This window comes from Streptomyces musisoli (assembly GCF_016741855.1).
Lineage (GTDB): Bacteria > Actinomycetota > Actinomycetes > Streptomycetales > Streptomycetaceae > Streptomyces > Streptomyces musisoli.
In genome coordinates this window covers 500631-523526 of the sequence record NZ_JAERRH010000005.1, presented here as the reverse complement: position 1 = coordinate 523526, position 22896 = coordinate 500631, and the positions used below count along the sequence as shown (strand labels likewise).

The window sequence follows — 22896 nt, the reverse complement described above, 5'->3', positions numbered from 1 at the left end:
GGGGGACAAGCGCGGCCATCGGCGCCGCGGCGTGGATCGGGGGGTCTGCCATGAGTGCTGGCACGGACGTCGGGACCGCGCGGCACCGTGCGCCGCTGCCCTGGGGACACATCCTGTTGTCCGCGATCGCCGCCGTGAGCTGGGCGTTGACCGGTATGGCGGCCACGGCCGCGCTCGGTCTGCATCTGCTCCAGGCGGACTCCGCGGGGTCACTCGGCCCGATGACGGCGGCCGTTGTGGCGCTCGGGGCGGGTGGTTCGGTCTCCCCGGCGGGTGATGTGTCCGCTTTCGGCCTGAAAGGAGCCGAGGCTCACACAGCCGTCGAGATCACGCCACTCGGTGTGAGCCTGGTCGGGGCCCTGCTCCTGTCGTGGTTCTTCCTACGGTCCCTGCGCGCGGCCGGAGTTGTGATAGCTCCGGCCGAACTCCTGGCGCGCGCGGGCTCGGTGGCCGTGCTCTTCACGGCGGTGCTCGGCGGTCTCGCGTGGGCCGGCCACGACGTCGTCACCATCGACGGCGGCTCACTGGGCCTGGACAAGCTGCCGGGCGGCGGTGACACGGGGGGCGGACTGAGTCTCCCCGGTCTCGGCGACGTGAGCGGGCTGCTGCCGGACCGGATCGGAGACCTGATCGACGCCAAGGCTGCCGTCGGGTTCACCGTGGACACCTCGGCCACGCTCCTCGGCGGCCTCGGCTGGTGCGCCGGCGTCCTGCTGATCGCGCTGCTCGCCGCCCGCCGCGCTCCCCTGCCGCCGGGCTGGGCGGTCGTGCACCGGGTGGTCCGCCCCGCGGTCTCGGCGCTCGTCACCGTCCTGCTGGTCGCCGTGGCGGCGGGGCTCGCGGCGGGGGCGTACGCGGCGATCGGCGACGACCACCCGCGGCGGATCGCCGGCGCGGCGCTCCTCGGCGCGCCGAACGGGGTCTGGCTCGGCGTGCCCCTCGGTCTGTTCGTCCCCTGGGACGGCAGGGCGACCGGCCTCCTCGGCACCGTGCTCCCGCACCCGCTGGACCAGCTCCTCGCCGGGCGGTCCGACCAGCCGGTGACGGTGGGCCGGCTGGCCGGTCTGGACGGGCGGGTGTGGCTGCTGGCGGTGGCCGCGGTGCTGATGATCCTGCTGGCCGGGGTGCTGACGGCGGCCCGTACCCCGGTCCTCCGGTACGCCGACACCGTCCTCGGCTTCACCGGCCGGTGCGCGCTGCGGCTGGGTGTCGCGACCGCGCTCGCCCTGCCTCTGCTCGCCTGGCTGACGGACGTGTCCGTGGACGCCGGCCTGTCCGTCCTCGGTTTCGACGCCTTCGGCGCGGGGATCGAGCTGCACGGCCGGCTCGGCATGGCGCTGCTCCTGGGCGCCGCCTGGGGTGCGGGCGCCGGAGCGGTGGGAGCACTGCTGGCGTGGACGAGCGGGGCGGCGGGAACACGGGCGGCGCGCGCGGCCGTGGTGGCCGCGGCTGCGGTGGCCGCGGCTGCGGTGGCCGCGGCTGCGGTGGCCGCCGGGCCGGGAGGCGCCGGGCCGGCCGGGGTCCGGGGAGTGGGACGAGGTGACGCCGCGAGTGAGGCATGGGTGTCACGGGCGGAAGCCGGGGGTTTCGGGTACGACGAGTACGGCCACTCCGCCGGGCGGGGCGGCGGGGGCATCGCCGGGCCAGGCGGTGGCGGTGCCGCCGGGCAGGGCGGCGGGGGCATCGCCGGGCAGGGCGGTGGGGGTGCCGCCGGGCTCGTCGGGCGCGGGGCGGGGGCCGGGCCGTACGTGCCCGGCAGCCCGTACCGGCCGCCCAACCCCGACACCAATCCGTATCTGCGGACGCCGGAGGAACCGCGGGACATCTGGCCGCCCGCGGCGGGACAGGACGTGTACGGCGCGCCGACCATCGCCGGTTCCCTCGGTCCTCCCCCACCACCCCGGAGGCGGCCGTCGCCGCGCCCGGGTGAACGCGAGCCCCGGACGTCGGACGACGGACCCCCGCCTCCCCCGCCCCCGCCCGGAGAGCCCGGCCGGCGCGGTTGAGCGGACGGCCAGGGATCGGCACGCACGCCGGCACCCGTACCCAGGGATCGGCACGCACGCGAGGCCGGGACGGCCAGGGACCGGTACGCACGCCAGGCCGCGACGACCAGGGATCGGCACGCCCGCCAGGCCGGGACGGCCAGGGCTCGGCACGCGCGTCGGGCCGCATGACCAGCTGGGCGCGGCCGACGGGATCCGTACGCGCTCTGGTCCCCGGGGATCGCCGTCGTCGGCCCGCCGTGGCACGCTCGTGGTGAAGGCGGGACGGTGTCCGCCGCGAGGCGTGCCGCGCCGATTCCCGGCGGAAAGGTTCCTGACACCGGCCCGCCACCCATTGTTCCGTGTCCGTCAGGCGGACCTCGGCGGCGGACGGCACTGGGTGCCGGATACGGTGGTGACACCATGAGCGCTTCGCAGACCTCCGTTTCGCAGACCTCCGAGGTCCCCACCCTCCTTGTCAAGATCTTCGGCAAGGACCAGCCGGGCATCACGGCGGGCCTCTTCGACACCCTCGCGGCCTTCCTCGTCGACGTGGTCGACATCGAGCAGGTCGTCACCCGGGGCCGCCTGGTGCTGTGCGTGCTGGTGACGCAGCCGCCGGCCGGCCTGGAGGGTGATCTGCGGGCCACCGTGCACAGCTGGGCCGAGTCGATGAAGATGCAGGCGGAGATCATCTCGGGACACGGCGACAACCGTCCGCGCGGACTCGGTCGCTCTCTGGTGACCGTCCTCGGCCATCCGCTCACCGCCGAGTCGACGGCCGCGATCGCCGGCCGGATCGCGAAGGCCGGCGGCAACATCGACCGTATCTTCAGGCTCGCCAAGTACCCCGTGACGGCAGTGGAGTTCGCGGTGTCCGGCGTGGAGACCGAACCGCTGCGCACGGCCCTGGTCTCCGACGCCGCGGCACTGGGTGTCGACATCGCCGTGGTCTCGGCGGGACTGCACCGGCGGGCCCAGCGGCTGGTGGTCATGGACGTGGACTCGACCCTGATCCAGGACGAGGTCATCGAGCTGTTCGCCGCGCACGCCGGCTGCGAGGACCAGGTCGCCGGGGTGACGGCGGCGGCGATGCGCGGGGAGCTGGACTTCGAGCAGTCGCTGCACGCGCGTGTGGCGCTGCTGAAGGGGCTGGACGCGTCGGTGGTGGAGAAGGTGCGGGAGCAGGTCCGGCTGACGCCGGGCGCGCGTACCCTGATCCGCACCCTGAAGCGGCTCGGCTACCAAGTGGGTGTGGTCTCTGGTGGGTTCACCCAGGTCACCGACGACCTTCAGGAGCGGCTGGGCCTGGACTTCGCGCAGGCCAACACGCTGGAGATCGTCGACGGCAAGCTGACCGGCCGGGTCACCGGCGAGATCGTGGACCGGGCGGGCAAGGCGCGCCTGCTGCGCCGGTTCGCCGCGGAGGCCGGGGTGCCGCTGGCCCAGACGGTGGCGATCGGCGACGGCGCCAACGACCTGGACATGCTGAACGCGGCGGGCCTGGGCGTGGCCTTCAACGCCAAGCCGGTGGTCCGGGAGGCGGCGCACACGGCGGTGAACTTCCCCTTCCTCGACACCGTCCTGTACCTCCTCGGCGTCACCCGGGAAGAGGTCGAGGCCGCCGACACGCACGACGAGGGCTGAGCGGGAACGGTCCGCCGCGCACGACGAGGCTCGGACCGGCCAGGCCCCTGCCGGCCGCCGCGAGGGCCCGGCAGCCTATGGGGATGCCGGGCCCTCGCGCCGTTCAGTGACCCGGTCGGCGCCGGATCACTCGGAGGGGGCCCAGTAGTCCATGAGTGTGGCCACGCCGGGCTCGACGCCCTTCCAGGGGCCGTCGAACGACAGCAGGGCGAAGCCGGCGGCGGGGAAGCCGCGCCGGTTCATCCGTTCGCGGGCATCGCCCTCTGCCGAGCCGGCCAGGATGTCGGCGAGTCCGTGCACGCCCGGGTTGTGGCCGATCAGGATCACGCTCCGGACGTCGTCGGGGAGCTCGTCGAGCACGGCGATCAGCTCGCCGGGCGAGGCCTCGTAGACCCGCTCCTCGTAGACGGTTTTCGGCCGGTGTGCCAGCTCGTGGACGGCGAGCTTCCAGGTCTCGCGGGTGCGGGTCGCCGTGGAGCACAGGGCCAGGTCGAAGGTGATGCCGGTGTCGGCCAGCTTGCGTCCGGCGACTGCGGCGTCCGTACGGCCCCGCTCGGCGAGCGGGCGCTCGTGGTCGGAGACCTGGGGCCAGTCGGCTTTCGCATGCCGGAAGAGGACGATCCTGCGGGGTTCTGCGACGCTCATGGGACCCAGCTTCGCATGAAACAGGCCACCCGGCGCAGGGAGTTGACATGCGGATTCACCGCGCGAGGGGGCTCGCCGTCAGCGCGCGAGGAGCTGCTGGGCGCGCTCGAGGAGGCGGGCGATCGCCGGGTCGCCGCTCGCCGCGTGGGCGTCCGACGGGTTCATTATCAGCGCGAGCAGCACCATGAACGCGAGGGCGGGCAGGGCGAGCGCCCACCAGGGCAGCCGGATGTCGACGCCGCCCGTGGTCGCCGGGTGGGGCCGGTAGTGGGTGCGGGCCGGCATGGTCGCCTCCGTGGGTCTTCGAGCGGGTCCGTGACCGCCTGGTGCGGTCACATCTCGAAGCTACGGAATCCGGGGCCGCCAACCCATCCGGAGTTCCACCCAGTTGACCCTGACCCTGACCCCCTAGGGGATGGTGGGGTCAGCCCCACCATCCACCGGGCGAACCGGACAGACCGGGCGAACGGGTGGCACGGGAGGGCCGGGGAGCCGGGGAGCCGGGAGGGGCCGCCGTCAGGGGGAGGCGATGGTCGCCACGATGGCGATGATCACGAAGATGGCGAGGAACGAGCCGAAGATGAGCAGCATCTTCTTCTGGCCGTTCTTGGGGTTCGGGTCGAGCACAGGCTGCATGCGCCCAGTCTCGCACTCCGCCCGGCTCCGGCGGCGCCAGGGGCTCCCGGCGCCGGTTCAGCGCGTCGCCTCGTCCTCGACCGTGCGGTCGCGGCCCGCCAGGAAGCCCACCGCCATCTGCGGCACCATCAGGGCCGCCATGAGGGCGATCGGCAGCCCCCAGCCGCCGCTCTGCTGGTAGAGCACGCCGACCAGCAGCGGGCCGGGGATGGAGAGCAGATAGCCGGTGCTCTGGGCGAACGCGGACAGCTGGGCCACGCCGGGACCGCTGCGGGCCCGCATACCGACCATCGTCAGGGCGAGCGGGAAGGCGCAGTTGGAGACGCCGAGCAGCAGGGCCCACGCCCAGGCGCCGCCGGCCGGGGCGAAGTACAGCCCGGCGTATCCGGCGAGGCCGCAGGCGCCCAGGGCCAGCACGATCGGGCCCTGGTGGGGCAGCCGCGTGGCGACCCGCGGGATGACGAAGGCGAGCGGCACGCCCATCACCATGGTCACGGCGAGCAGCACGCCCGCGGTGCCGGCCGGTACGCCGGCGTCGCGGAAGATCTGCGGCATCCAGCCCATCGTGATGTAGGCGGCCGTGGCCTGGAGGCCGAAGAACACGGCGAGCGCCCAGGCGGTGCGGCTGCGGGTCATGCGCAGCGGAGCCTGCTGTTCCGCAGCACCGCGCACGGGCTCCTGCGGCCGGGCGGCGCGGGTACCGCGGTCCCGGACCAGTGGCAGCCAGGGCAGGACGGCGACGGCGGCGACGGCCGCCCACACGGCGAGGCCGGACTGCCAGCTGCCGCCGAGGGCGTCGGTCACGGGGACGGTCACCGCGGCGGCGAGCGAGGTCCCGAGGGCGAGAGCCATCGAGTACAGGCCGGTCATGGAGCCGACCCGGTCCGGGAACCAGCGCTTGACGATGACGGGCATCAGGACGTTGCTGACGGCGATGCCCATCAGGGCGAGGGCGCTGGCGGCCAGGAATCCGGCCGTGTTGCCGACGTACGGGCGTATGAGCAGGCCGGCGGTGATGGCGGCCATGCCGGCGCACACCACGGCGGCCGGTCCGAAGCGGCGTGCCAGGCGGGGCGCGGTGACCCCGAAGACGGCGAAGCAGAGCGGGGGCACGGAGGTGAGCACTCCGGCCACGCTGCCGCTCATGCCGAGCCCGTCGCGGACCTCCTCCAGGAGGGCGCCGAGGCTCGTGATGGCCGGGCGGAGGTTCACCGCGGACAGCACGATGCCGGCGACGACCAGCCGGGTCGCCCACGCGCGCGTGCGGCCCGCACCCGGGGTCGTCCCGGATGCGCTGGTCTCGGCGGCCCTGCCGCGTTCGGTCGGTGACATCGCCGTACGGGTCTCCACGATCCGGGTTTCCTCACTAGCCATGAGACCCATCATAGAATCATGGGATGATTGCGTGTCCACTCCCGGCGTTCATGGCCCGTGCCCGGTGTCCACTGGTCCGGGTCTCCCGTGCGAAGGTGTGCCATGCCCTTGAGCCACCCGCGCCGTTCGGCGCTGTCCGAGCAGGTCATCGCCGAACTGCGCAACCAGATCACGTCCGGCGAGTGGCCGGTCGGCTCCCGCATCCCGACCGAGCCGGAACTGGTCGAGCAGCTCGGTGTCGCCCGCAACACCGTCCGTGAGGCCGTCCGCGCCCTCGCGCACAACGGTCTGCTGGACATCCGCCAGGGCTCGGGCACGTACGTCGTGGCCACGAGCGAGCTGGCCGGCGTGATGCACCGCCGCTTCGCCGACGCCGACCCGCGGCACATCGCCGAGCTGCGTTCCACGCTGGAGTCGGCCGCGGCGAAGCTGGCCGCACAGCGGCGCACCGAGAAGGACCTGAAGCAGCTGGACGCGCTGCTCGCGCGGCGCGAGGAGGCGTGGGAGAAGGGTGAGGCGGAGCCCTTCGTGACGGCCGACGCCACCTTCCACCTGGCCGTGGTGGCCGCCTCCCACAACGACGTGATGACGGCGATGTACGCCGACCTGGGCGAGGTGCTGCGGGACTGGCTGCGCGCGGACGTCGGGGCGGAGCTGAGGCCGGAGACGCACATGGACCACACGCGCCTGCTGGAGGCGATCCGCGCGGGGGACGCGGACGCGGCGGCGGAGGAGGCCGCGAGCTACCCCTTCCTGTGCGACCGGGGGCGGTTCAGCGCGCCTTCTGGTGGCTGATCCAGACCGAGCGGATCTCCTTCCAGCACCGGCCGGTGAGCCGGACGGTCATGGCGGGCCCGACGTCCACCGGGGCGCCGTCGGTGTCGATGTCCCACCAGCGAGCGCACTCGATGTGCAGCCGCACGCGGTCGATGTCGACATAGGGGTTGTGGCAGTAGGTCTCCACGTGGGAGCCGCGGACGCTCGTACGGCACGAGGCGCCGAACCGGCTCGGCGGGGGCTGCTTGCCGTCGCTCACGCGCGTGTGGGGCAGCGCGTCGTACGGCAGCGACAGGACGAGGGTCAGGGCCACGGTCACCGGGGCCAGGCTGCGGGGCAGGCGCACAAGGGGACCTCCTCGGCCGGGCTGGGGAGGGACGTGCGGGGGAAGGCGTAATCCAGGGTGCGCCGTCGCCGCGGCGGCGGCCCGGCCGGTGAGCCGAACGGGTGACATGGCCCGCCGGCCGTCGCCCCGACGCCCCGGTGCCTTCGGGATTCGACCCGGAGGTCCGGTGCAAGGGGCCGGTGCAAGGCCGACGAAAGGGCGACGAAAGGGCGACGCCCCGCTCCCCGCTCGCGGCGGGGAACGGGGCGTCGGTGGGCCTCGCGGGGATCAGGCGCCGATGGCGTGCAGACCGCCGTCGACGTGGATGATCTCGCCCGTGGTCTTCGGGAACCAGTCGCTCAGCAGGGCGACGACACCCTTGCCCGCCGGCTCCGGGTCCTTCAGGTCCCACTCCAGCGGGGAGCGGGTGTCCCACACGGAGGCCAGCTCGCCGAAGCCCGGGATGGACTTGGCGGCCATGGAGCCGATCGGGCCCGCGGAGATGAGGTTGCAGCGGATGTTCTGCTTGCCCAGGTCGCGCGCCATGTAGCGGTTGGTGGCCTCCAGGGCGGCCTTGGCCGGGCCCATCCAGTCGTACTGCGGCCAGGCGTACTGGGCGTCGAAGGTGAGGCCGACGACGGAGCCGCCGTTCTGCATCAGCGGCAGGCAGGCCATGGTCAGCGACTTCAGGGAGAACGCCGAGACGTGCATGGCCGTCGCCACCGACTCGAACGGCGTGTTCAGGAAGTTGCCGCCGAGCGCGTCCTGCGGCGCGAAGCCGATGGAGTGGACGATGCCGTCGAGCCCGCCCAGCTCCTCGCCGACCACGTCGGCCAGGCGACCGAGGTGCTCCTCGTTGGTCACGTCCAGCTCGATGACCTTGGTCGGCTTCGGCAGCTTCTTGGCGATGCGCTCGGTCAGCGTGGGCCGCGGGAACGCGGTCAGGATGATCTCGGCGCCCTGCTCCTGGGCGAGCTTGGCGACGTGGAAGGCGATGGAGGACTCCATCAGCACACCGGTGACCAGGATGCGCTTGCCCTCGAGAATTCCGCTCATGGTGATCAGTGACCCATTCCCAGTCCGCCGTCAACAGGGATGACGGCTCCAGTGATGTACGAGGCGTCGTCCGAGGCGAGGAACCGCACCGTCGCGGCGATCTCCTCCGGCTGCGCGTAACGGCCGAGCGGCACCTGAGACACGATGTTCTCGCGCTGCTCGTCGGTGAGCGCCTTGGTCATGTCGGTGTCGACGAAGCCGGGCGCGACGACGTTGAAGGTGAGGTTGCGCGAACCCAGCTCGCGGGCGAGGGAACGCGCGAAGCCGACCAGGGCGGCCTTCGAGGCGGCGTAGTTCGCCTGTCCCGCCGAGCCGAGCAGGCCGACCACGGACGAGATCAGGATGACGCGGCCCTTCTTGGCGCGCAGCATGCCGCGGTTGGCACGCTTGACGACACGGAAGGTGCCCGTGAGGTTGGTGTCGATGACCGAGGTGAAGTCGTCCTCGGACATGCGCATCAGGAGCTGGTCCTTGGTGACGCCGGCGTTGGCGATCAGGACCTCGACCGGACCGTGCTGGTCCTCGATCTCCTTGTAGGCCTGCTCCACCTGCTCCGGGTCGGTGATGTCGCACTTGACGGCCAGGAAGCCGGCCGGCGGCTCACCCGAGCGGTACGTGATCGCGACCTTGTCGCCGGCGTCGGCGAAAGCGCGGGCGATGGCGAGGCCGATGCCCCGGTTGCCTCCGGTGACGAGAACCGAGCGGCTCAACGGATCACCCTTTCGATAGCGGTCTGACACATCCGCCCGAACACCTGGATGACAGGCGGCTTCATCGAAAACCTATCGGTAGCGCCATGCCCACGGACAAGCGGGCACCGACAGTGGCGCGGGGGTGTCACTGTCGGATCCCTACAGAATGAGTCCGTCCGGTACCCAAACCTGTGGTCCGCCGGCCCGCTCCCGCGACATGATCGGACCCGACAGGACACGACAGCAGGGAGACCTCCGTGCCTCATTCCATCGACGAAGCCTTCACTGCGCTTCCGCTACGGGCCCTCGCCGACGCCGCGCTCGCTCGCGCGCGTGCGCTGGGGGCCGAGCACGCGGACTTCCGGTTCGAGCGGGTGCGCAGCGCGTCCTGGCGTCTCCGGGACGCCAGGCCCGCCGGATCCTCGGACACCACCGACCTCGGGTACGCGGTCCGGGTCGTGCACGGCGGTACGTGGGGCTTCGCCTCGGGAGTGGACCTGACCATGGACGCCGCGGCCCGCGTCGCCTCGCAGGCGGTGGCCATGGCCAAGCTGTCCGCGCAGGTGATCCGGGCGGCCGGGTCGGACGAGAGGGTGGAGCTGGCCGACGAGCCGGTGCACGCCGACAGAACGTGGATCTCCTCGTACGAGATCGACCCGTTCTCGGTGCCCGACGACGAGAAGGCCGCGCTGCTCACGGAGTGGAGCGCGCGGCTGCTGGCCGCGAACGGCGTCAGCCACGTCGACGCCTCGCTGCTCACCGTGCACGAGAACAAGTTCTACGCGGACACCGCCGGGACCGTGACCACCCAGCAGCGGGTGCGGCTGCATCCGCAGCTGACGGCCGTGGCGGTCGACGAGTCGAGCGGCGAGTTCGACTCCATGCGCACCATCGCGCCGCCGGCGGGACGCGGCTGGGAGTACCTGACGGGCACCGGCTGGGACTGGGACACCGAGCTGGAGCGGATCCCGGAGCTGCTCGCCGAGAAGATGCGCGCACCGAGCGTGGAACCGGGCCTGTACGACCTGGTGGTCGACCCGTCCAACCTGTGGCTGACCATCCACGAGTCCATCGGCCACGCCACCGAGCTGGACCGCGCACTCGGCTACGAGGCCGCCTACGCCGGCACCTCCTTCGCCACCTTCGACCAGCTCGGCAAGCTGAAGTACGGCTCCGAGCTGATGAACGTCACCGGTGACCGCACCGCCGAGCACGGGCTCGCGACCATCGGCTACGACGACGAGGGCGTCGAGGCGCAGTCCTGGGACCTGGTGAAGGACGGCACGCTGGTCGGCTACCAGCTGGACCGGCGCATCGCGCGGCTGACCGGGTTCGACCGGTCCAACGGCTGCGCGTACGCCGACTCCCCCGCCCATGTGCCGGTGCAGCGCATGGCCAACGTGTCCCTCCGGCCGGATCCGGCCGGGCTGTCCACCGAGGACCTGATCGGCGGGGTCGACCGGGGCATCTACGTCGTCGGCGACCGGTCCTGGTCGATCGACATGCAGCGGTACAACTTCCAGTTCACCGGTCAGCGCTTCTTCAAGATCGAGAACGGGCGGATCACCGGCCAGCTCAAGGACGTCGCCTACCAGGCCACGACCACCGACTTCTGGGGCTCCATGGCCGCCGTCGGCGGTCCGGGGACCTATGTCCTCGGCGGCGCCTTCAACTGCGGCAAGGCCCAGCCCGGCCAGGTGGCCGCGGTGTCGCACGGGTGCCCCTCCGCCCTCTTCAAGGGCGTCAACATTCTGAACACCACGCAGGAGGCCGGCCGATGAGCGCGCCCACCGACAAGGCGAACAAGCCGCACGAGATCGTCGAGCGGGCCCTGGCGCTGTCCCGCGCCGACGGCTGCGTCGTCATCGCCGACGAGCACTCCACCGCCAACCTGCGCTGGGCGGGCAACGCGCTCACCACCAACGGTGTGACCCGGGGCCGGACCCTCACCGTGATCGCGACCGTGGACGGCAAGGAGGGCACCGCCTCCGGCGTCGTGTCGCGGTCCGCGGTCACCGCGGACGAACTCGAGCCGCTGGTGCGGGCCGCCGAGGCCGCCGCGCGCGGTGCCGGGCCCGCCGAGGACGCGCAGCCGCTGGTCGAGGGGGTGCCGCAGGCCCCGGACTTCACGGACGCGCCCGCCGAGACCTCCTCCGCCGTGTTCGCCGACTTCGCCCCGGCGCTCGGCGAGGCCTTCGCACGCGCGCGTGCCGGCGGCCGGGAACTGTACGGGTTCGCCAACCACGAGATGGTGTCGACGTACGTGGGGACGTCCACCGGGCTGCGCCTGCGGCACGACCAGCCGACCGGCACGCTGGAGCTGAACGCCAAGTCGCCCGACCGTACGCGCTCGGCGTGGGCCGGCCGGTCCACCCGGGACTTCAAGGACGTCGACCCTGGCGCGCTGGACGCCGAGCTGGCCGTCCGGCTCGGCTGGGCGGAGCGGCGCGTGGAGCTGCCCGCGGGCAGGTACGAGACGCTGCTGCCGCCCACCGCCGTGGCGGACCTGCTGATCTACCAGCTGTGGTCGGGGTCGGGCCGGGACGCGGTCGAGGGACGGACCGTGTTCTCCAGGCCGGGCGGTGGCACCCGCGTCGGCGACAAGCTCTCCGAGCTGCCGCTGACCCTGCGCAGCGACCCGGACGAGCCGGGTCTCGAGTGCCCGCCGTTCGTGGTCGCCCACTCCTCCGGCGGCGACCAGTCCGTGTTCGACAACGGGCTGCCGGCGCCCGCCACCGAGTGGATCCGCGAGGGTGTGCTGAAGCACCTGACCACCACCCGGCACAGCGCGGCCCTGACCGGCCTGCCGGTCGCCCCCGCGCTCGGGAACCTCATCCTGGACGGCGGCGACGACCGCTCCCTGGAGGAGATGGTCGCGGACACCGAGCGGGGGCTGCTGCTGACCTGCCTGTGGTACATCCGCGAGGTCGACCCGGCGACGCTGCTGCTGACGGGCCTGACCCGGGACGGCGTCTACCTCGTCGAGAACGGCGAGGTGACCGGACAGGTGAACAACTTCCGGTTCAACGAGTCGCCGGTGGACCTGCTCGGCCGGGCCACGGAGGCCGGGCGCACGGAGAAGACGCTGCCGCGCGAGTGGAGCGACTGGTTCACCCGGGCCGCGATGCCGGCGCTGCGTATCCCGGATTTCAATATGAGCTCTGTCAGTCAGGGCGTATAACCTCGTAGTCGGCTGTCATCCGACCGCCCGAAGATCATCAAGGAGACACGAGAACCGTGACGGACATCGTCGACGAGCTGAAGTGGCGGGGGCTCATCGCCCTCTCCACGGACGAGGACGCACTGCGCAAGGCGTTCGCGGACGGCCCCGTCACGTTCTATTGCGGCTTCGACCCGACCGCGCCCAGTCTGCACCTCGGCAACCTCGTGCAGATCCTGACGATGCGCCGCATCCAGGAGGCGGGCAACCGTCCGCTGGCGCTGGTCGGCGGTGCCACGGGTCTGATCGGCGACCCGAAGCCCACGGCCGAGCGCACGCTGAACGCGCCGGAGGTCGTGGCCGGCTGGGTGGAGCGGCTGCGCGCCCAGATCACGCCGCTGCTCCACTTCGACGGGCCGAACGCCGCGGTGATGGTCAACAACCTGGACTGGACCCAGGGCCTGTCGGCCATCGAGTTCCTGCGGGACATCGGCAAGCACTTCCGGGTCAACAAGATGATCGCGAAGGAGGCCGTCTCCCGGCGGCTGAACTCCGACGCGGGCATCAGCTACACCGAGTTCAGCTACCAGATCCTCCAGGGCATGGACTTCCTGGAGCTGTACCGGCGCCACGGCTGCACCCTGCAGACCGGTGGCAGCGACCAGTGGGGCAACCTCACCTCGGGCACGGACCTGATCCACCGCACCGAGCCGGACGCCGTGGTGCACGCGCTGGGCACCCCGCTGATCACCAAGGCGGACGGCACCAAGTTCGGCAAGACCGAGTCCGGCACGGTGTGGCTCGACCCGGAGATGACCACGCCGTACGCGTTCTACCAGTTCTGGGTCAACGCGGACGACCGGGACGTCTCCAAGTTCCTGCGCATCTTCAGCTTCAGGTCCCGTGAGGAGATCGAGGAGCTGGAGCGGCAGACGGAGGAGCGTCCGCAGGCCCGTGCGGCGCAGCGGGCGCTCGCCGAGGAGCTGACGACGCTGGTGCACGGCGCCGGCCAGACGGCGGCGGTGATCGCCGCGTCCAAGGCGCTGTTCGGTCAGGGCGAGCTGGCGGAGCTGGACGACCGGACGCTGGCGGCGGCGCTGTCCGAGGTGCCGCACATCCAGGTCGCCGAGCCGGCCGCGGTGGTCGACCTGTTCGCCGAGGTCGGCCTGGTGGCCAGCAAGTCCGCCGCCCGGCGCACGGTGAAGGAGGGCGGCGCCTACGTGAACAACGTGAAGGTCACCGCGGAGGACGCGGTGCCCGCTCGGGAGGATCTGCTGCACGGGCGGTGGCTGGTGCTGCGGCGCGGGAAGAAGAACCTGGCCGCCGTGGAGGTCATGGGCGCCTGAGCGGCGTAGCGGTACCGGCGCCTGAGCGGCGTGGGGGCGTGGGTGAGCCTGGCGGCTGCGGCTTCGTCGTAACCGGTCGTACGGTTCCCCGCGCCCCTTTCCGAGGCGCTGCCCCGAGGGTGGGCGCTGCCCCGAGGGCGGCGGTAAAGCTCAGGCCCGCTGCTGCTTCTTCTTGCCCAGCGTCGCCATGTACAGGGCGTCCACGGCCGCGACGATGATGATCGCGGCCACCAGCTGGAAGATGTGGCGGCTCCAGTCGATGCCGCGGGTCTCCTCCACACCGACCGCTCGGGCGACCGCGTTGCCCACGATGGCGCCGAGCATGCCGCAGATGGTGGTCAGCCACAGCGGACTGTGCTGCTTGCCCGGAATGACCGCCTTGGCGATCAGGCCCAGCACGAATCCCACGATGATCGCCCACAACCATCCCATGGCTCGCCTCCTCGTACGGCTCGACGTGAGCATTACGGCCAGTGTGGTTCCGTCCGTCGTACGGCGCATGTCGGGTTCCCCCGTACGCGGCGTGGCCCGAGGCGACGCCGCGGGCGGAGCGCGACCCGGTCTCGAAGGCGGCGGGTGCGCGGCGTAACGTGGAGGTGTCCTCGCCGGTTCCCCGCCGGGTGCGGACGAGGATGCGGGCCGGGGAGTCCCATGCGGGCGGATGGTGGAATGTGATGCGGAAACAGCACGGCGGCAGCGGCCAGGTGTTCCGGATCACCGGTGCCCGGACCGGTCTCGCCGAGGATGTCCGGGGGCGGCAACGACGGTATGTGATCTCGATGTCGATCCGTACCGTGTCGGTGATCCTCGCGGCCTCGCTGTGGAACGTCGAGCGGTACGTCGCCATCGTCGCTCTCGTGTTCGGAGCGGTGCTCCCCTATGTCGCCGTGGTGATCGCCAATGCGGGACGGGAGCGGCCGCCTTCGCTGCCCTCGACGTTCGTCACCGCGCCGACGCGTCCGATGATCACGCCGCCGCGGGCCGACGAGCAGGCGGATTCGGCGCGTAGGTCCACGCCGGAGGGCGAGTCGGCGAGCGAGGCGGCGGGAGCGCGCGGCGAGCACAGCGACCCGGTCTGAACGTCGTAAGCGGAACGCAGCCTCGCGGAAAGCTCAAGAAAACCTCAGATCAATCCTGCTGTTCCGGTGCCGGGCGGTGGGGTACCCGTGACATACTGCGTACGCGCTCCGCATCCCCCGTCGGAGCGACGGACCGACGCCGGGCAGCTCCCCCCGTGGCTGCCCGGCGTCGCCTTGTTTTCCGCCCGATTCAGCCCCTCCGTGAGACGAACCCGAGACGAAGCCGTGAGTGACGAGACCCCGATCTGCTCCGCGAAGGGCTGCCGTGCCGACGCCGTGTGGGTGCTGGCATGGAACAACCCGAAGATCCATACGCCGGAGCGGCGCAAGACCTGGCTCGCCTGTGACGAGCACCGCGAGCATCTGTCGCAGTTCCTCGGCGTGCGCGGGTTCCTCAAGGACGTCGTGAAGTTCGAGGACTGGCGGGCGACCGAAGAGGACTAGGGCCTTTCGTTCGGATCAGCCCGGTGTGATCCGGACGAGAGGTCCTAGCCGCCGATCGCCGACATGGGGCGGTCCGGCTGCACGAACGACGGGTCGTCCAGGCCCGCGCCCGCCTTCTTGCCCCACATCGCCAGCCGCCAGATCCGGGCGATCTCCTCGTCCGGGGCTCCGGAGCGCAGGGCCGCGCGGAGGTCGGTCTCCTCGGTGGCGAACAGACAGGTGCGTATCTGGCCGTCGGCGGTGAGGCGGGTGCGGTCGCAGGCCGCGCAGAACGGACGGGTGACCGAGGCGATCACCCCGACCCGGTGCGGGCCGCCGTCGACCAGCCAGCGCTCCGCCGGCGCCGAGCCGCGCTCGTCGGCGCCCTCGGCGGTGAGCTCGAAACGGGTGCGCAGCGAGGCGAGGATGTCGCCGGCGGTGACCATGCCCTCGCGCTTCCAGCCGTGCTGGGCGTCCAGGGGCATCTGCTCGATGAAGCGCAGCTCGTAGTCGTGCTCGATCGCCCAGGCCAGCAGGTCGGGTGCCTCCTCTTCGTTCAGGCCCGGCATCAGGACGGAGTTGACCTTGACGGGGGTCAGACCGGCCTCGCGGGCGGCCGTCAGGCCCTCCAGCACGTCCTTGTGGCGGTCGCGGCGGGTGAGGGTCTTGAAGACGTCCGGGCGGAGGGTGTCCAGGGAGACGTTGACCCGGTCCAGTCCCGCCGCCTTCAGGGCCGGCGCGGTGCGCTTGAGGCCGATCCCGTTGGTGGTGAGGGACATCTGGGGGCGCGGGGCGAGGGCCGCGACCCGCTCGACGATGCCGGCCAGGCCCGGGCGGAGCAGGGGCTCACCGCCGGTGAAGCGGACCTCCTCGATGCCGAGCGTCCGGACCGCGATGTCGATCAGGCGGACGATCTCGTCGTCGGTCAGGAGGTCGGGCTTGGCCAGCCACTGCAGGCCCTCCTCGGGCATGCAGTAGGTGCAGCGCAGGTTGCACCGGTCGGTGAGCGAGACCCTCAGGTCGGTGGCCACTCGGCCGTAGGTGTCGATGAGCACGTGGGCCCCCTCCCTCTCCCGATCACTCATGTTCGGTCAGGTGTGCTTCCTTCGTCACCTGCGAGCCTACGTGACCGCGCCGACAACGACAGCGGCCCGATCCCACGAGGTGCGCGACGGCCGCGTCGTAGGACCGTACAGTCCGGGCCGACGCGGCCGTCCGTACGAACCTCAGTGTGCTCCGGTGCCGGTCAGGGACCGCACCTCCAGTTCCGCGTACTTGCCCGCGTCCGGGACCTCCTTCGACAGCAGGGTGCCCACCACGCCGAGCAGGAATCCCACGGGGATGGAGATGATGCCGGGGTTCTCCAGCGGGAACCAGTGGAAGTCCACGTCGGGGAACATCGAGGTCGGCTTGCCGGAGACCACGGGCGAGAACAGCACCAGGCCGACCGCGGTGACCAGGCCCCCGTAGATCGACCACAGGGCGCCCGTGGTGGTGAACCGCTTCCAGAACAGGGAGTAGAGGATGGTCGGCAGGTTGGCGGAGGCGGCCACCGCGAAGGCGAGGGCGACCAGGCCGGCCACGTTCAGGTCGCGGGCCAGGGCGCCGAGCACGATCGAGACGGCGCCGATGCCGACGGTCGCCCAGCGGGCCGCGCCCAGTTCCTGCTTCTCGGAGGCCCGGCCCTTCTTGATGACGTTCGCGTAGATGTCGTGCGCGAAGGAGGACGACGAGGCCAGGGTGAGGCCGGCGACCACCGCGAGGATCGTGGCGAAGGCGACCGCGGAGATGGTGGCGAGCAGGACGGCTCCCCAGTCGGAGTCGACGCCGCCCAGATGCAGGGCCAGCAGCGGCGCGGCCGTGTTGCCCGCCTTGTTGGAGGCGATGATCTCTTCGGGTTTGATCAGCGCGGCGGCGCCGAAGCCGAGGGCGAGGGTCATCAGGTAGAAGGCGCCGATCAGACCGATCGCCCAGATCACGGATTTGCGGGCGGCCTTGGCGGTGGGCACCGTGTAGAACCGGATCAGGATGTGCGGCAGGCCGGCGGTGCCCAGGACCAGGGCGATGCCGAGCGAGATGAAGTCCAGTTTGGTCGTGCCGGTGGCGCCGTACTTCAGGCCGGGCTCGAGGAACGCGCTGCCCTTGCCGCTGTTGTCGGCGGCGCTGCCGAGCAGGTCGGAGACGTTGAAGTCGAACTTCAGCAGGACCAGGAAGGTCAGCAGCAGGGCACCGAGGATCAGCAGCACCGCCTTGACCATCTGGACCCAGGTGGTGCCCTTCATGCCGCCGATGGTGACGTACACGATCATCAGCACGCCGACCAGGGCGACGATGCCGATCTTGCCGCCGTCGCTGGTGATGCCGAGGAGCAGGGAGACGAGGACGCCGGCGCCCGCCATCTGGGCCAGCAGGTAGAAGATCGAGACGACGATGGTGGAGGTGCCGGCGGCGGTGCGGACGGGGCGCTGGCGCATCCGGTAGGCCAGCACGTCGCCCATGGTGTAGCGGCCGGAGTTGCGGAGCGGCTCGGCGACCAGGAGCAGGGCGACGAGCCAGGCGACGAGGAAGCCGATGGAGTACAGGAAGCCGTCGTAGCCGAAGAGGGCGATGGCGCCGGCGATGCCGAGGAAGGACGCGGCGGACATGTAGTCGCCGGAGACGGCGAGGCCGTTCTGGAAACCGGTGAACTGCCGTCCGCCGGCGTAGAAGTCGGCGGCGTCCTTGGTCTGCCGGCCCGCCCAGACGGTGATGACGAGGGTCGCGGCGACGAACACCGCGAACAGGGTGATGATCAGCGTCCGGTGCTCGCTCGCCTCGCCGGCGGCCAGCAGGGTGTGCTGCGCGGGACTCATGCTCCGCCCTCCATCCGGGACTTGATGGCTTCGGCCTTCGGGTCGAGCTTGGCGGCGGCGTGCCGCGCGTACCACCACGCGATGAGGAACGTGGTGAGGAACTGGGCGAGGCCCAGGACGAGGGCGACGTTGATGTTGCCGGCCACCTTGGTGCCCATGAAGTCGCCCGCGTAGTTGGACAGCAGGACGTACAGCAGGTACCAGGCGGCGAAGGCGATCGTCAGCGGGAAGGCGAAGGAGCGGTGGGCGCGGCGCAGTTCACCGAACTCCGCGCTCTGCTGCACCTCGGTGAACTCCTCGGTGGAGGGAAGGTGGGCTTGGGGTTTCGCGGGCGGCGGTGTCTCGGTAGCCACGGAGTCTCCTCGCGTCACGGACATGCGCTTGCTGGTCTCACAGGATCGGGGATCACATTACAGGGAGTCACCTGGCGACTCCCTGTTGTGATTTCCGGCGGGGGCCACGGTCCCGATGGGTCCCCGTTCACGGTCACGGCGCCTCACGCGGGGCGGTTCAAATCCGCCTGACTCTTTCGGAGATCAGGCTCGGGAGATAGCTTCGCCCTGCACCACCCGTCATGTACCTGCCCGAGCACCACCTGTGTCTCGGGCGGTTCCGTATCCGGATGATGTGGAGATCCCATGGCTCATCTGCGCTCCAGACGTCGGCTCGCGCTCGCCGTACCGGTCGTGCTGTCGCTGACCGCCTCACTCGGTTTCCTTCCCTCGGCGGCCTCGGCGGCGACCTCGGCGGCCACGGCGGCACGAGCGGCGGACGGCCCCGGCCTCGCGTACGTGGTCAACACCCGGACGGACCACCGCACGATCGAGTCGGTGCAGGAGGCGATCACCCGCAACGGCGGGACGGTCGTGGCGAGTTACGACCGGATCGGGGTCATCGTCGTCCACTCCCCGAACCCCGACTTCGGCGCGCGGATGCGTGCCGTACGGGGCGTGCAGTCGGCGGGCGCCACGCGTACCGCTCCGCTGACGGCGGCGGGCACGACGGACGAGGGCGCGGTGCAGGTCCTGTCGAAGGCGGAGGCCGCGAAGACTTCCCGGGCCGCGGCGCCGGGCGAGGAGCCGCTGGAGGCCGACCAGTGGGATCTGCGGGCGATCGGCGCCGACAAGGCCGCGACGATCAATCCTGGCAGCCGCCATGTCACGGTCGGCGTCATCGACACGGGTGTCGACGACACCCATCCGGACATCGCCCCGAACTTCTCCGCCTCGCAGTCCGCGAGCTGCGTGAGCGGCAAGGCGGACACGACGTACGGCGCGTGGCGGCCGGCGGACGCCGACCACTACCACGGCACCCATGTGGCGGGTGAGATAGCCGCGGCCCGCAACGGCATAGGCGTGGCGGGTGTGGCGCCGGGCGTGAAGGTCGCGAGCATCACCGTGGCCCAGCCGGACGCGACCTCGCTGTTCTACCCGGAGAGCGTGGTCTGCGCCTTCGTGTTCGCCGCGGACCACGGCATCGAGATCACCAACAACAGCTACTACGTCGACCCGTGGCTGTACAACTGCATGGACGACCCCGATCAACGCGCCATCGTTGACGCGGTCAACAGGGCGCAGCTGTACGCCCAGCGCAAGGGCACGCTCAATGTCGCCTCGGCGGGCAACTCCAACGACGACCTGGACTCCGACGCGCTCACGGACGACTCCAGCCCCGACGACGCGACGCCGCAGACCCGCACGGTCGACCCGCACAAGTGCTTCGACGTGCCGACCCAGCTGCCCGGTGTGGTCACCGTGAGCGCGGTGGGCGTGAAGGGCGCCAAGGCGTACTACTCCAGCTACGGCCGGGGCGTGGTCGACGTGGCGGGGCCCGGCGGCGACCGGTACCAGATCCCGGACACGCCGTCGAAGAACGGCCGCATCCTGTCCACGCTGCCGAACGGCCAGTACGGCTTCCTCCAGGGCACCTCGATGGCCTCCCCGCACGTCGCCGCGGTGGCCGCGCTGCTCAAGTCGTCCCACCCGCACGCCACTCCGGCCCAGCTTCAGGCACTGCTGAAGGCGGAGGCGGACAACCCGGGCTGCCCGGCCGAGCCGTACGACGGTGACGGCGACGGGGTCGTGGACGCGACCTGCGTCGGCGGCAAGCGGGTCAACGGCTTCTACGGCTTCGGGGTCGTCAACGCACTGCGGGCGGTCAAGTAGCAGGAGGCGCTTCACTATGCACTATTGAGCGCGATATATTGATTGAATCAATAGTGCATAGTGAAGTCATGACTGCAATCAATGATGCCTGGAAGGCCCTGGGCGGGGAGCCCGGTCTCCTGCCGCGTGTCTCGGCCGTCGTGCACCGGGACAGCCTCGACTCGCGGCTGCCGGTACGGGAACTGGCACGCGCGTGCGTGGGAGCGTGCGCGCTGGCCGCCGCCGAACTGGGGGCCCGGCGGGCCGGGCTCGCCGAGGTGCCCGCGGTCACCGTGGACGACGGCGCGGTGGCCGCGGCCTTCCACAGCGAGCGGCTTTTGACCGTCGACGGCCGGGCACCGGACGTCTTCGCGCCGCTGTCGCGGTTCTGGCGCACGGCCGACGGCTGGGTGCGCACCCACGCCAACTATCCGCACCACCGGGCCAGGCTGCTGGGCGCGCTGGGACTGACGCGGGACGCCTCGGCAAAGCAGGTCGCCGGCCGGCTCGCCGAGTGCTCCGCGCTGGAGACGGAGGAGACCGTCTACGGCGCCGGCGGCCTCGCCGTGGCCCTGCGCACGCCCGAGCAGTGGCGGGCGCACGAGCAGGCCGCCGAGGTGGCGGTGCGACCGCTGGTCGAGCGGGAGCGGCTGGACGGCGCACGCACGCGCGTGCTCCCTCCGCTCGATGCGGGCGCCCCCGTCCTGCTGCCCGCCGCCGGGCTGCGCGTCCTGGACCTGACCCGGGTGCTGGCCGGCCCGGTCGCCACCCGGACCCTCGCCCTGCTGGGCGCGGACGTGCTGCGCGTGGACGCCCCGTGGCTGCCGGAACTGCCGGACCTGCACGCCGACACGGGCTTCGGCAAGCGGTCCGCCACCCTCGGCCTGCCCGCCGCCCGGGATGCCTTCGAGGAACTCCTGAGCACGGCCGACGTCGTGGTGACCGGCTACCGGCCGGGCGCCCTCGACCGGCTGGGGCTCTCCCCGGAGGCGCTGATCGCACGGCGCCCCGGCCTGGTCGTGGCGCAGGTGTCGGCGTGGGGCGCGTACGGGCCGTGGAGTGGGCGGCGCGGCTTCGACAGCCTGGTGCAGGTCGCCACCGGCATCGCGGTGACCGAGGGCACGGCCGGGAAGCCGGGCGCGCTGCCCGCGCAGGCGCTGGACCACGGCACCGGCTACCTGCTGGCGGCGGCCGTCCTGCGGGCGCTGACCGAGCAGTCGTACGAGGGCGGGAGCCGGCTGGTCCGGCTGGCGCTGGCCCGGACCGCCCACTGGCTCACGGCCGGCATCGGGCCGGTCCCGGCCACGGGGGCGCCCTGCCCGGGTCCGGAGGCCTGGCTGGCCGAGACGGACGGTCCCCTCGGCCGGCTGCGGCACGCCCGCACGCCCGTGTCCTTCGCCGAAGGCCCCGCCGGCTGGGAGCGGCCTCCGGTGCCGTGGGGCTCGGACCCGGCGAAGTGGCTGTGACGGCCGTCAGCCGTTGGTCACCAGCACCTTGAGCGCCGTGCGCTCGTCCATGGCCTTGTAGCCGGCCGGGACGCCCGCGATGTCGACGGTCATGTCGAACACCGGGGAGGGGTCGATCGAGCCGTCGAGGACGTCGGGCAGCAGGTCGGGGATGTAGGCGCGGACGGGGGCGACACCGCCGCGCAGTGCGATGTTGCGGTCGAACATCACTCCGATGTCCAGGCCGGTGCCGCTGCCGTGGGGGACGCCCACGAAGCCGACGGCGCCGCCGTCGCGGGTGATGCCGACGGCCGTCCGCATGGACTGCTCGGTGCCGACCGCCTCCACGACGGCGTGCGCGCCCTGCCCGCGGGTCAGCTCGCGCACGGCCTCGACGGCCGCGTCCCCACGCTCGGCGACGACATCGGTGGCGCCGAACCGGCGCGCGATGTCGGTACGCACCTCGTGCCGGCCCAGTGCGATGATCCGCTCGGCGCCGAGCCGCTTGGCGGCCAGGACGGCGCACAGGCCGACCGCGCCGTCGCCGACGACCGCGACCGTGGCGCCGGGCCGGGCGCCCGCGCCGAGGGCGGCGTGGTGACCGGTGCCGAGGACGTCGGACAGGGTCAGCAGGGCGGACAGCAGGCGCTCGTCCGAGGCGGCGTCCTTGGGCAGCTGTACCAGGGTGCCGTCGGCGAAGGGCACGCGGACGGCCTCGCCCTGGCCGCCGTCGTGGCCGACGGTGCCCCAGAAGCCGCCGTGCTCGCAGGACGTGGTCAGGCCCTCGCGGCAGTAGTCGCAGACGCCGTCGGACCACATGAACGGGGCGACCACCAGGTCACCGCGCCGGACGGTACTCACCTCGGAGCCGGTCTCCTCCACGACGCCGAGGAACTCGTGCCCGATCCGCTGCCCCGGCTGCCGGGCCGCCTCGCCGCGGTAGGCCCACAGGTCGCTGCCGCAGATACAGGCTCGCAGCACGCGCACGACGGCGTCGGTGGGCAGCTGCACGACGGGCTCGGGCACGTCCTCCACGCGCATGTCGTACGGGGCGTGAATGGTGGTGGCGCGCATGGCGGGGTCCTTCTCGTGCGGGGTGTGCGAGATCGTCCGACGCGCTCAGGGGTGCCGAGCGCACTTCACGGTACGCCGGGCCCTCCGGGGCCCGCGCGGGCAGGAGTGTCCCTCCCCGGTCGGACCCCCCGGCCGGTCCGCGCGGCCGGACGTGCGCGACCCGAGTCGGACCCCCGCCCGGCCCGCCGGCCGGACGTGCCCCCGCCGGGGTCGCACACCCGCCCGGCCGACGGGCG

The 22896-nt window shown here is 72.1% G+C and carries 22 protein-coding genes; 10 read left to right on the top strand and 12 right to left on the bottom strand.

Annotated features, from left to right (window positions below; translation table 11 throughout):
* Positions 1-50: 50 nt before the first annotated feature.
* Together JK361_RS17630 and serB are read left to right on the top strand one after the other, a co-directional pair.
* Positions 51-2006: a streptophobe family protein gene (locus JK361_RS17630; RefSeq protein ID WP_201818844.1), complete on the top strand. Its 1956-nt coding sequence runs from the start codon at positions 51-53 to the stop codon at positions 2004-2006.
* A gap of 402 nt (positions 2007-2408) precedes the next feature.
* Positions 2409-3632 (top strand): phosphoserine phosphatase SerB, encoded by a 1224-nt coding sequence (gene serB, locus JK361_RS17625; RefSeq protein WP_201818843.1) that lies wholly within the window; start codon positions 2409-2411, stop codon positions 3630-3632.
* 126 nt (positions 3633-3758) lie between these two features.
* On the opposite strand, the gene JK361_RS17620 is transcribed toward serB, so the two are convergent.
* From JK361_RS17620 to JK361_RS17610, 4 genes are all read right to left on the bottom strand, one after another.
* On the bottom strand, positions 3759-4277 hold the full coding sequence (locus tag JK361_RS17620) for a SixA phosphatase family protein (protein ID WP_201818841.1): 519 nt from the start codon (positions 4275-4277) through the stop codon (positions 3759-3761).
* A 78-nt stretch (positions 4278-4355) separates the two neighbouring features.
* On the bottom strand, positions 4356-4562 hold the full coding sequence (locus JK361_RS17615) for a hypothetical protein (RefSeq protein WP_201818839.1): 207 nt from the start codon (positions 4560-4562) through the stop codon (positions 4356-4358).
* A 231-nt stretch (positions 4563-4793) separates the two neighbouring features.
* Positions 4794-4913 (bottom strand): SGM_5486 family transporter-associated protein, encoded by a 120-nt coding sequence (locus JK361_RS42060; protein WP_251092796.1) that lies wholly within the window; start codon positions 4911-4913, stop codon positions 4794-4796.
* A 57-nt stretch (positions 4914-4970) separates the two neighbouring features.
* Positions 4971-6299, bottom strand: a complete 1329-nt coding sequence (locus JK361_RS17610) for a CynX/NimT family MFS transporter (protein ID WP_201818837.1) — start codon at positions 6297-6299, stop codon at positions 4971-4973.
* A 90-nt stretch (positions 6300-6389) separates the two neighbouring features.
* Here JK361_RS17610 and JK361_RS17605 point away from each other — a divergent pair, with 90 nt between their 5' ends.
* Positions 6390-7082, top strand: a complete 693-nt coding sequence (locus tag JK361_RS17605; protein WP_201818835.1) for a FadR/GntR family transcriptional regulator — start codon at positions 6390-6392, stop codon at positions 7080-7082.
* Here the strand turns inward: JK361_RS17605 and JK361_RS17600 are convergent.
* The 3 genes from JK361_RS17600 to fabG all read right to left on the bottom strand — a co-directional run bounded on the left by JK361_RS17600 (position 7060) and on the right by fabG (position 9155).
* Positions 7060-7410, bottom strand: a complete 351-nt coding sequence (locus JK361_RS17600) for a hypothetical protein (protein WP_201818833.1) — start codon at positions 7408-7410, stop codon at positions 7060-7062. The two genes, JK361_RS17605 and JK361_RS17600, sit on opposite strands and share 23 nt — an antisense overlap.
* A gap of 267 nt (positions 7411-7677) precedes the next feature.
* A complete protein-coding gene (fabI, locus tag JK361_RS17595; protein WP_201818831.1) occupies positions 7678-8445 on the bottom strand; it encodes an enoyl-ACP reductase FabI in 768 nt (255 codons plus the stop codon).
* A gap of 5 nt (positions 8446-8450) precedes the next feature.
* Positions 8451-9155 carry a 3-oxoacyl-[acyl-carrier-protein] reductase gene (gene fabG / locus JK361_RS17590; protein ID WP_201818829.1) on the bottom strand — a complete coding sequence of 235 codons (705 nt, stop codon included), beginning with the start codon at positions 9153-9155 and terminating at the stop codon, positions 8451-8453.
* 239 nt (positions 9156-9394) lie between these two features.
* Between fabG and JK361_RS17585 the strand changes: the two genes are divergently transcribed.
* Genes JK361_RS17585 through tyrS form a run of 3 tightly spaced genes read left to right on the top strand, consistent with a single transcriptional unit; the run spans position 9395 to position 13643 of the window.
* A complete protein-coding gene (locus JK361_RS17585) occupies positions 9395-10918 on the top strand; it encodes a TldD/PmbA family protein (protein ID WP_201818827.1) in 1524 nt (507 codons plus the stop codon).
* Positions 10915-12318 carry a TldD/PmbA family protein gene (locus tag JK361_RS17580; protein WP_201818825.1) on the top strand — a complete coding sequence of 468 codons (1404 nt, stop codon included), beginning with the start codon at positions 10915-10917 and terminating at the stop codon, positions 12316-12318. The genes JK361_RS17585 and JK361_RS17580 overlap by 4 nt, the downstream gene beginning before the upstream one ends.
* Positions 12319-12374: 56 nt before the next feature.
* Complete coding sequence (gene tyrS, locus JK361_RS17575) at positions 12375-13643, top strand: tyrosine--tRNA ligase (RefSeq protein ID WP_201818823.1); 1269 nt, start codon at positions 12375-12377, stop codon at positions 13641-13643.
* 150 nt (positions 13644-13793) lie between these two features.
* Here the strand turns inward: tyrS and JK361_RS17570 are convergent, their stop codons facing one another.
* On the bottom strand, positions 13794-14075 hold the full coding sequence (locus tag JK361_RS17570; protein ID WP_201818821.1) for a GlsB/YeaQ/YmgE family stress response membrane protein: 282 nt from the start codon (positions 14073-14075) through the stop codon (positions 13794-13796).
* A 242-nt stretch (positions 14076-14317) separates the two neighbouring features.
* Here JK361_RS17570 and JK361_RS17565 point away from each other — a divergent pair, with 242 nt between their 5' ends.
* Positions 14318-14722, top strand: coding sequence for a DUF3099 domain-containing protein (locus JK361_RS17565; RefSeq protein WP_201818819.1), 405 nt, complete (start codon positions 14318-14320; stop codon positions 14720-14722).
* A gap of 225 nt (positions 14723-14947) precedes the next feature.
* Positions 14948-15166, top strand: coding sequence for a hypothetical protein (locus JK361_RS17560; RefSeq protein ID WP_201818817.1), 219 nt, complete (start codon positions 14948-14950; stop codon positions 15164-15166).
* Between the two features lie 44 nt (positions 15167-15210).
* On the opposite strand, the gene moaA is transcribed toward JK361_RS17560, so the two are convergent.
* The 3 genes from moaA to JK361_RS17545 form a co-directional block, all read right to left on the bottom strand.
* Positions 15211-16200, bottom strand: a complete 990-nt coding sequence (moaA, locus tag JK361_RS17555) for a GTP 3',8-cyclase MoaA (RefSeq protein ID WP_222997482.1) — start codon at positions 16198-16200, stop codon at positions 15211-15213.
* 171 nt (positions 16201-16371) lie between these two features.
* A complete protein-coding gene (locus tag JK361_RS17550; protein ID WP_201818813.1) occupies positions 16372-17997 on the bottom strand; it encodes a monocarboxylic acid transporter in 1626 nt (541 codons plus the stop codon).
* The gene (locus JK361_RS17545) at positions 17994-18350 is read right to left on the bottom strand and encodes a DUF485 domain-containing protein (RefSeq protein WP_201818811.1); all 357 of its coding nucleotides are present in this window, start codon (positions 18348-18350) and stop codon (positions 17994-17996) included. Before JK361_RS17545 ends, JK361_RS17550 begins: the two co-directional genes overlap by 4 nt.
* A 285-nt stretch (positions 18351-18635) precedes the next feature.
* Between JK361_RS17545 and JK361_RS17540 the strand changes: the two genes are divergently transcribed.
* Together JK361_RS17540 and JK361_RS17535 are read left to right on the top strand one after the other, a co-directional pair.
* The gene (locus JK361_RS17540; RefSeq protein WP_201818809.1) at positions 18636-20162 is read left to right on the top strand and encodes a S8 family serine peptidase; all 1527 of its coding nucleotides are present in this window, start codon (positions 18636-18638) and stop codon (positions 20160-20162) included.
* A gap of 68 nt (positions 20163-20230) precedes the next feature.
* Complete coding sequence (locus JK361_RS17535) at positions 20231-21607, top strand: CoA transferase (protein WP_201818807.1); 1377 nt, start codon at positions 20231-20233, stop codon at positions 21605-21607.
* 6 nt (positions 21608-21613) lie between these two features.
* Here JK361_RS17535 and JK361_RS17530 read toward each other — a convergent pair whose 3' ends face one another.
* On the bottom strand, positions 21614-22660 hold the full coding sequence (locus tag JK361_RS17530; protein ID WP_201818806.1) for a zinc-dependent alcohol dehydrogenase family protein: 1047 nt from the start codon (positions 22658-22660) through the stop codon (positions 21614-21616).
* Positions 22661-22896: the final 236 nt, after the last annotated feature.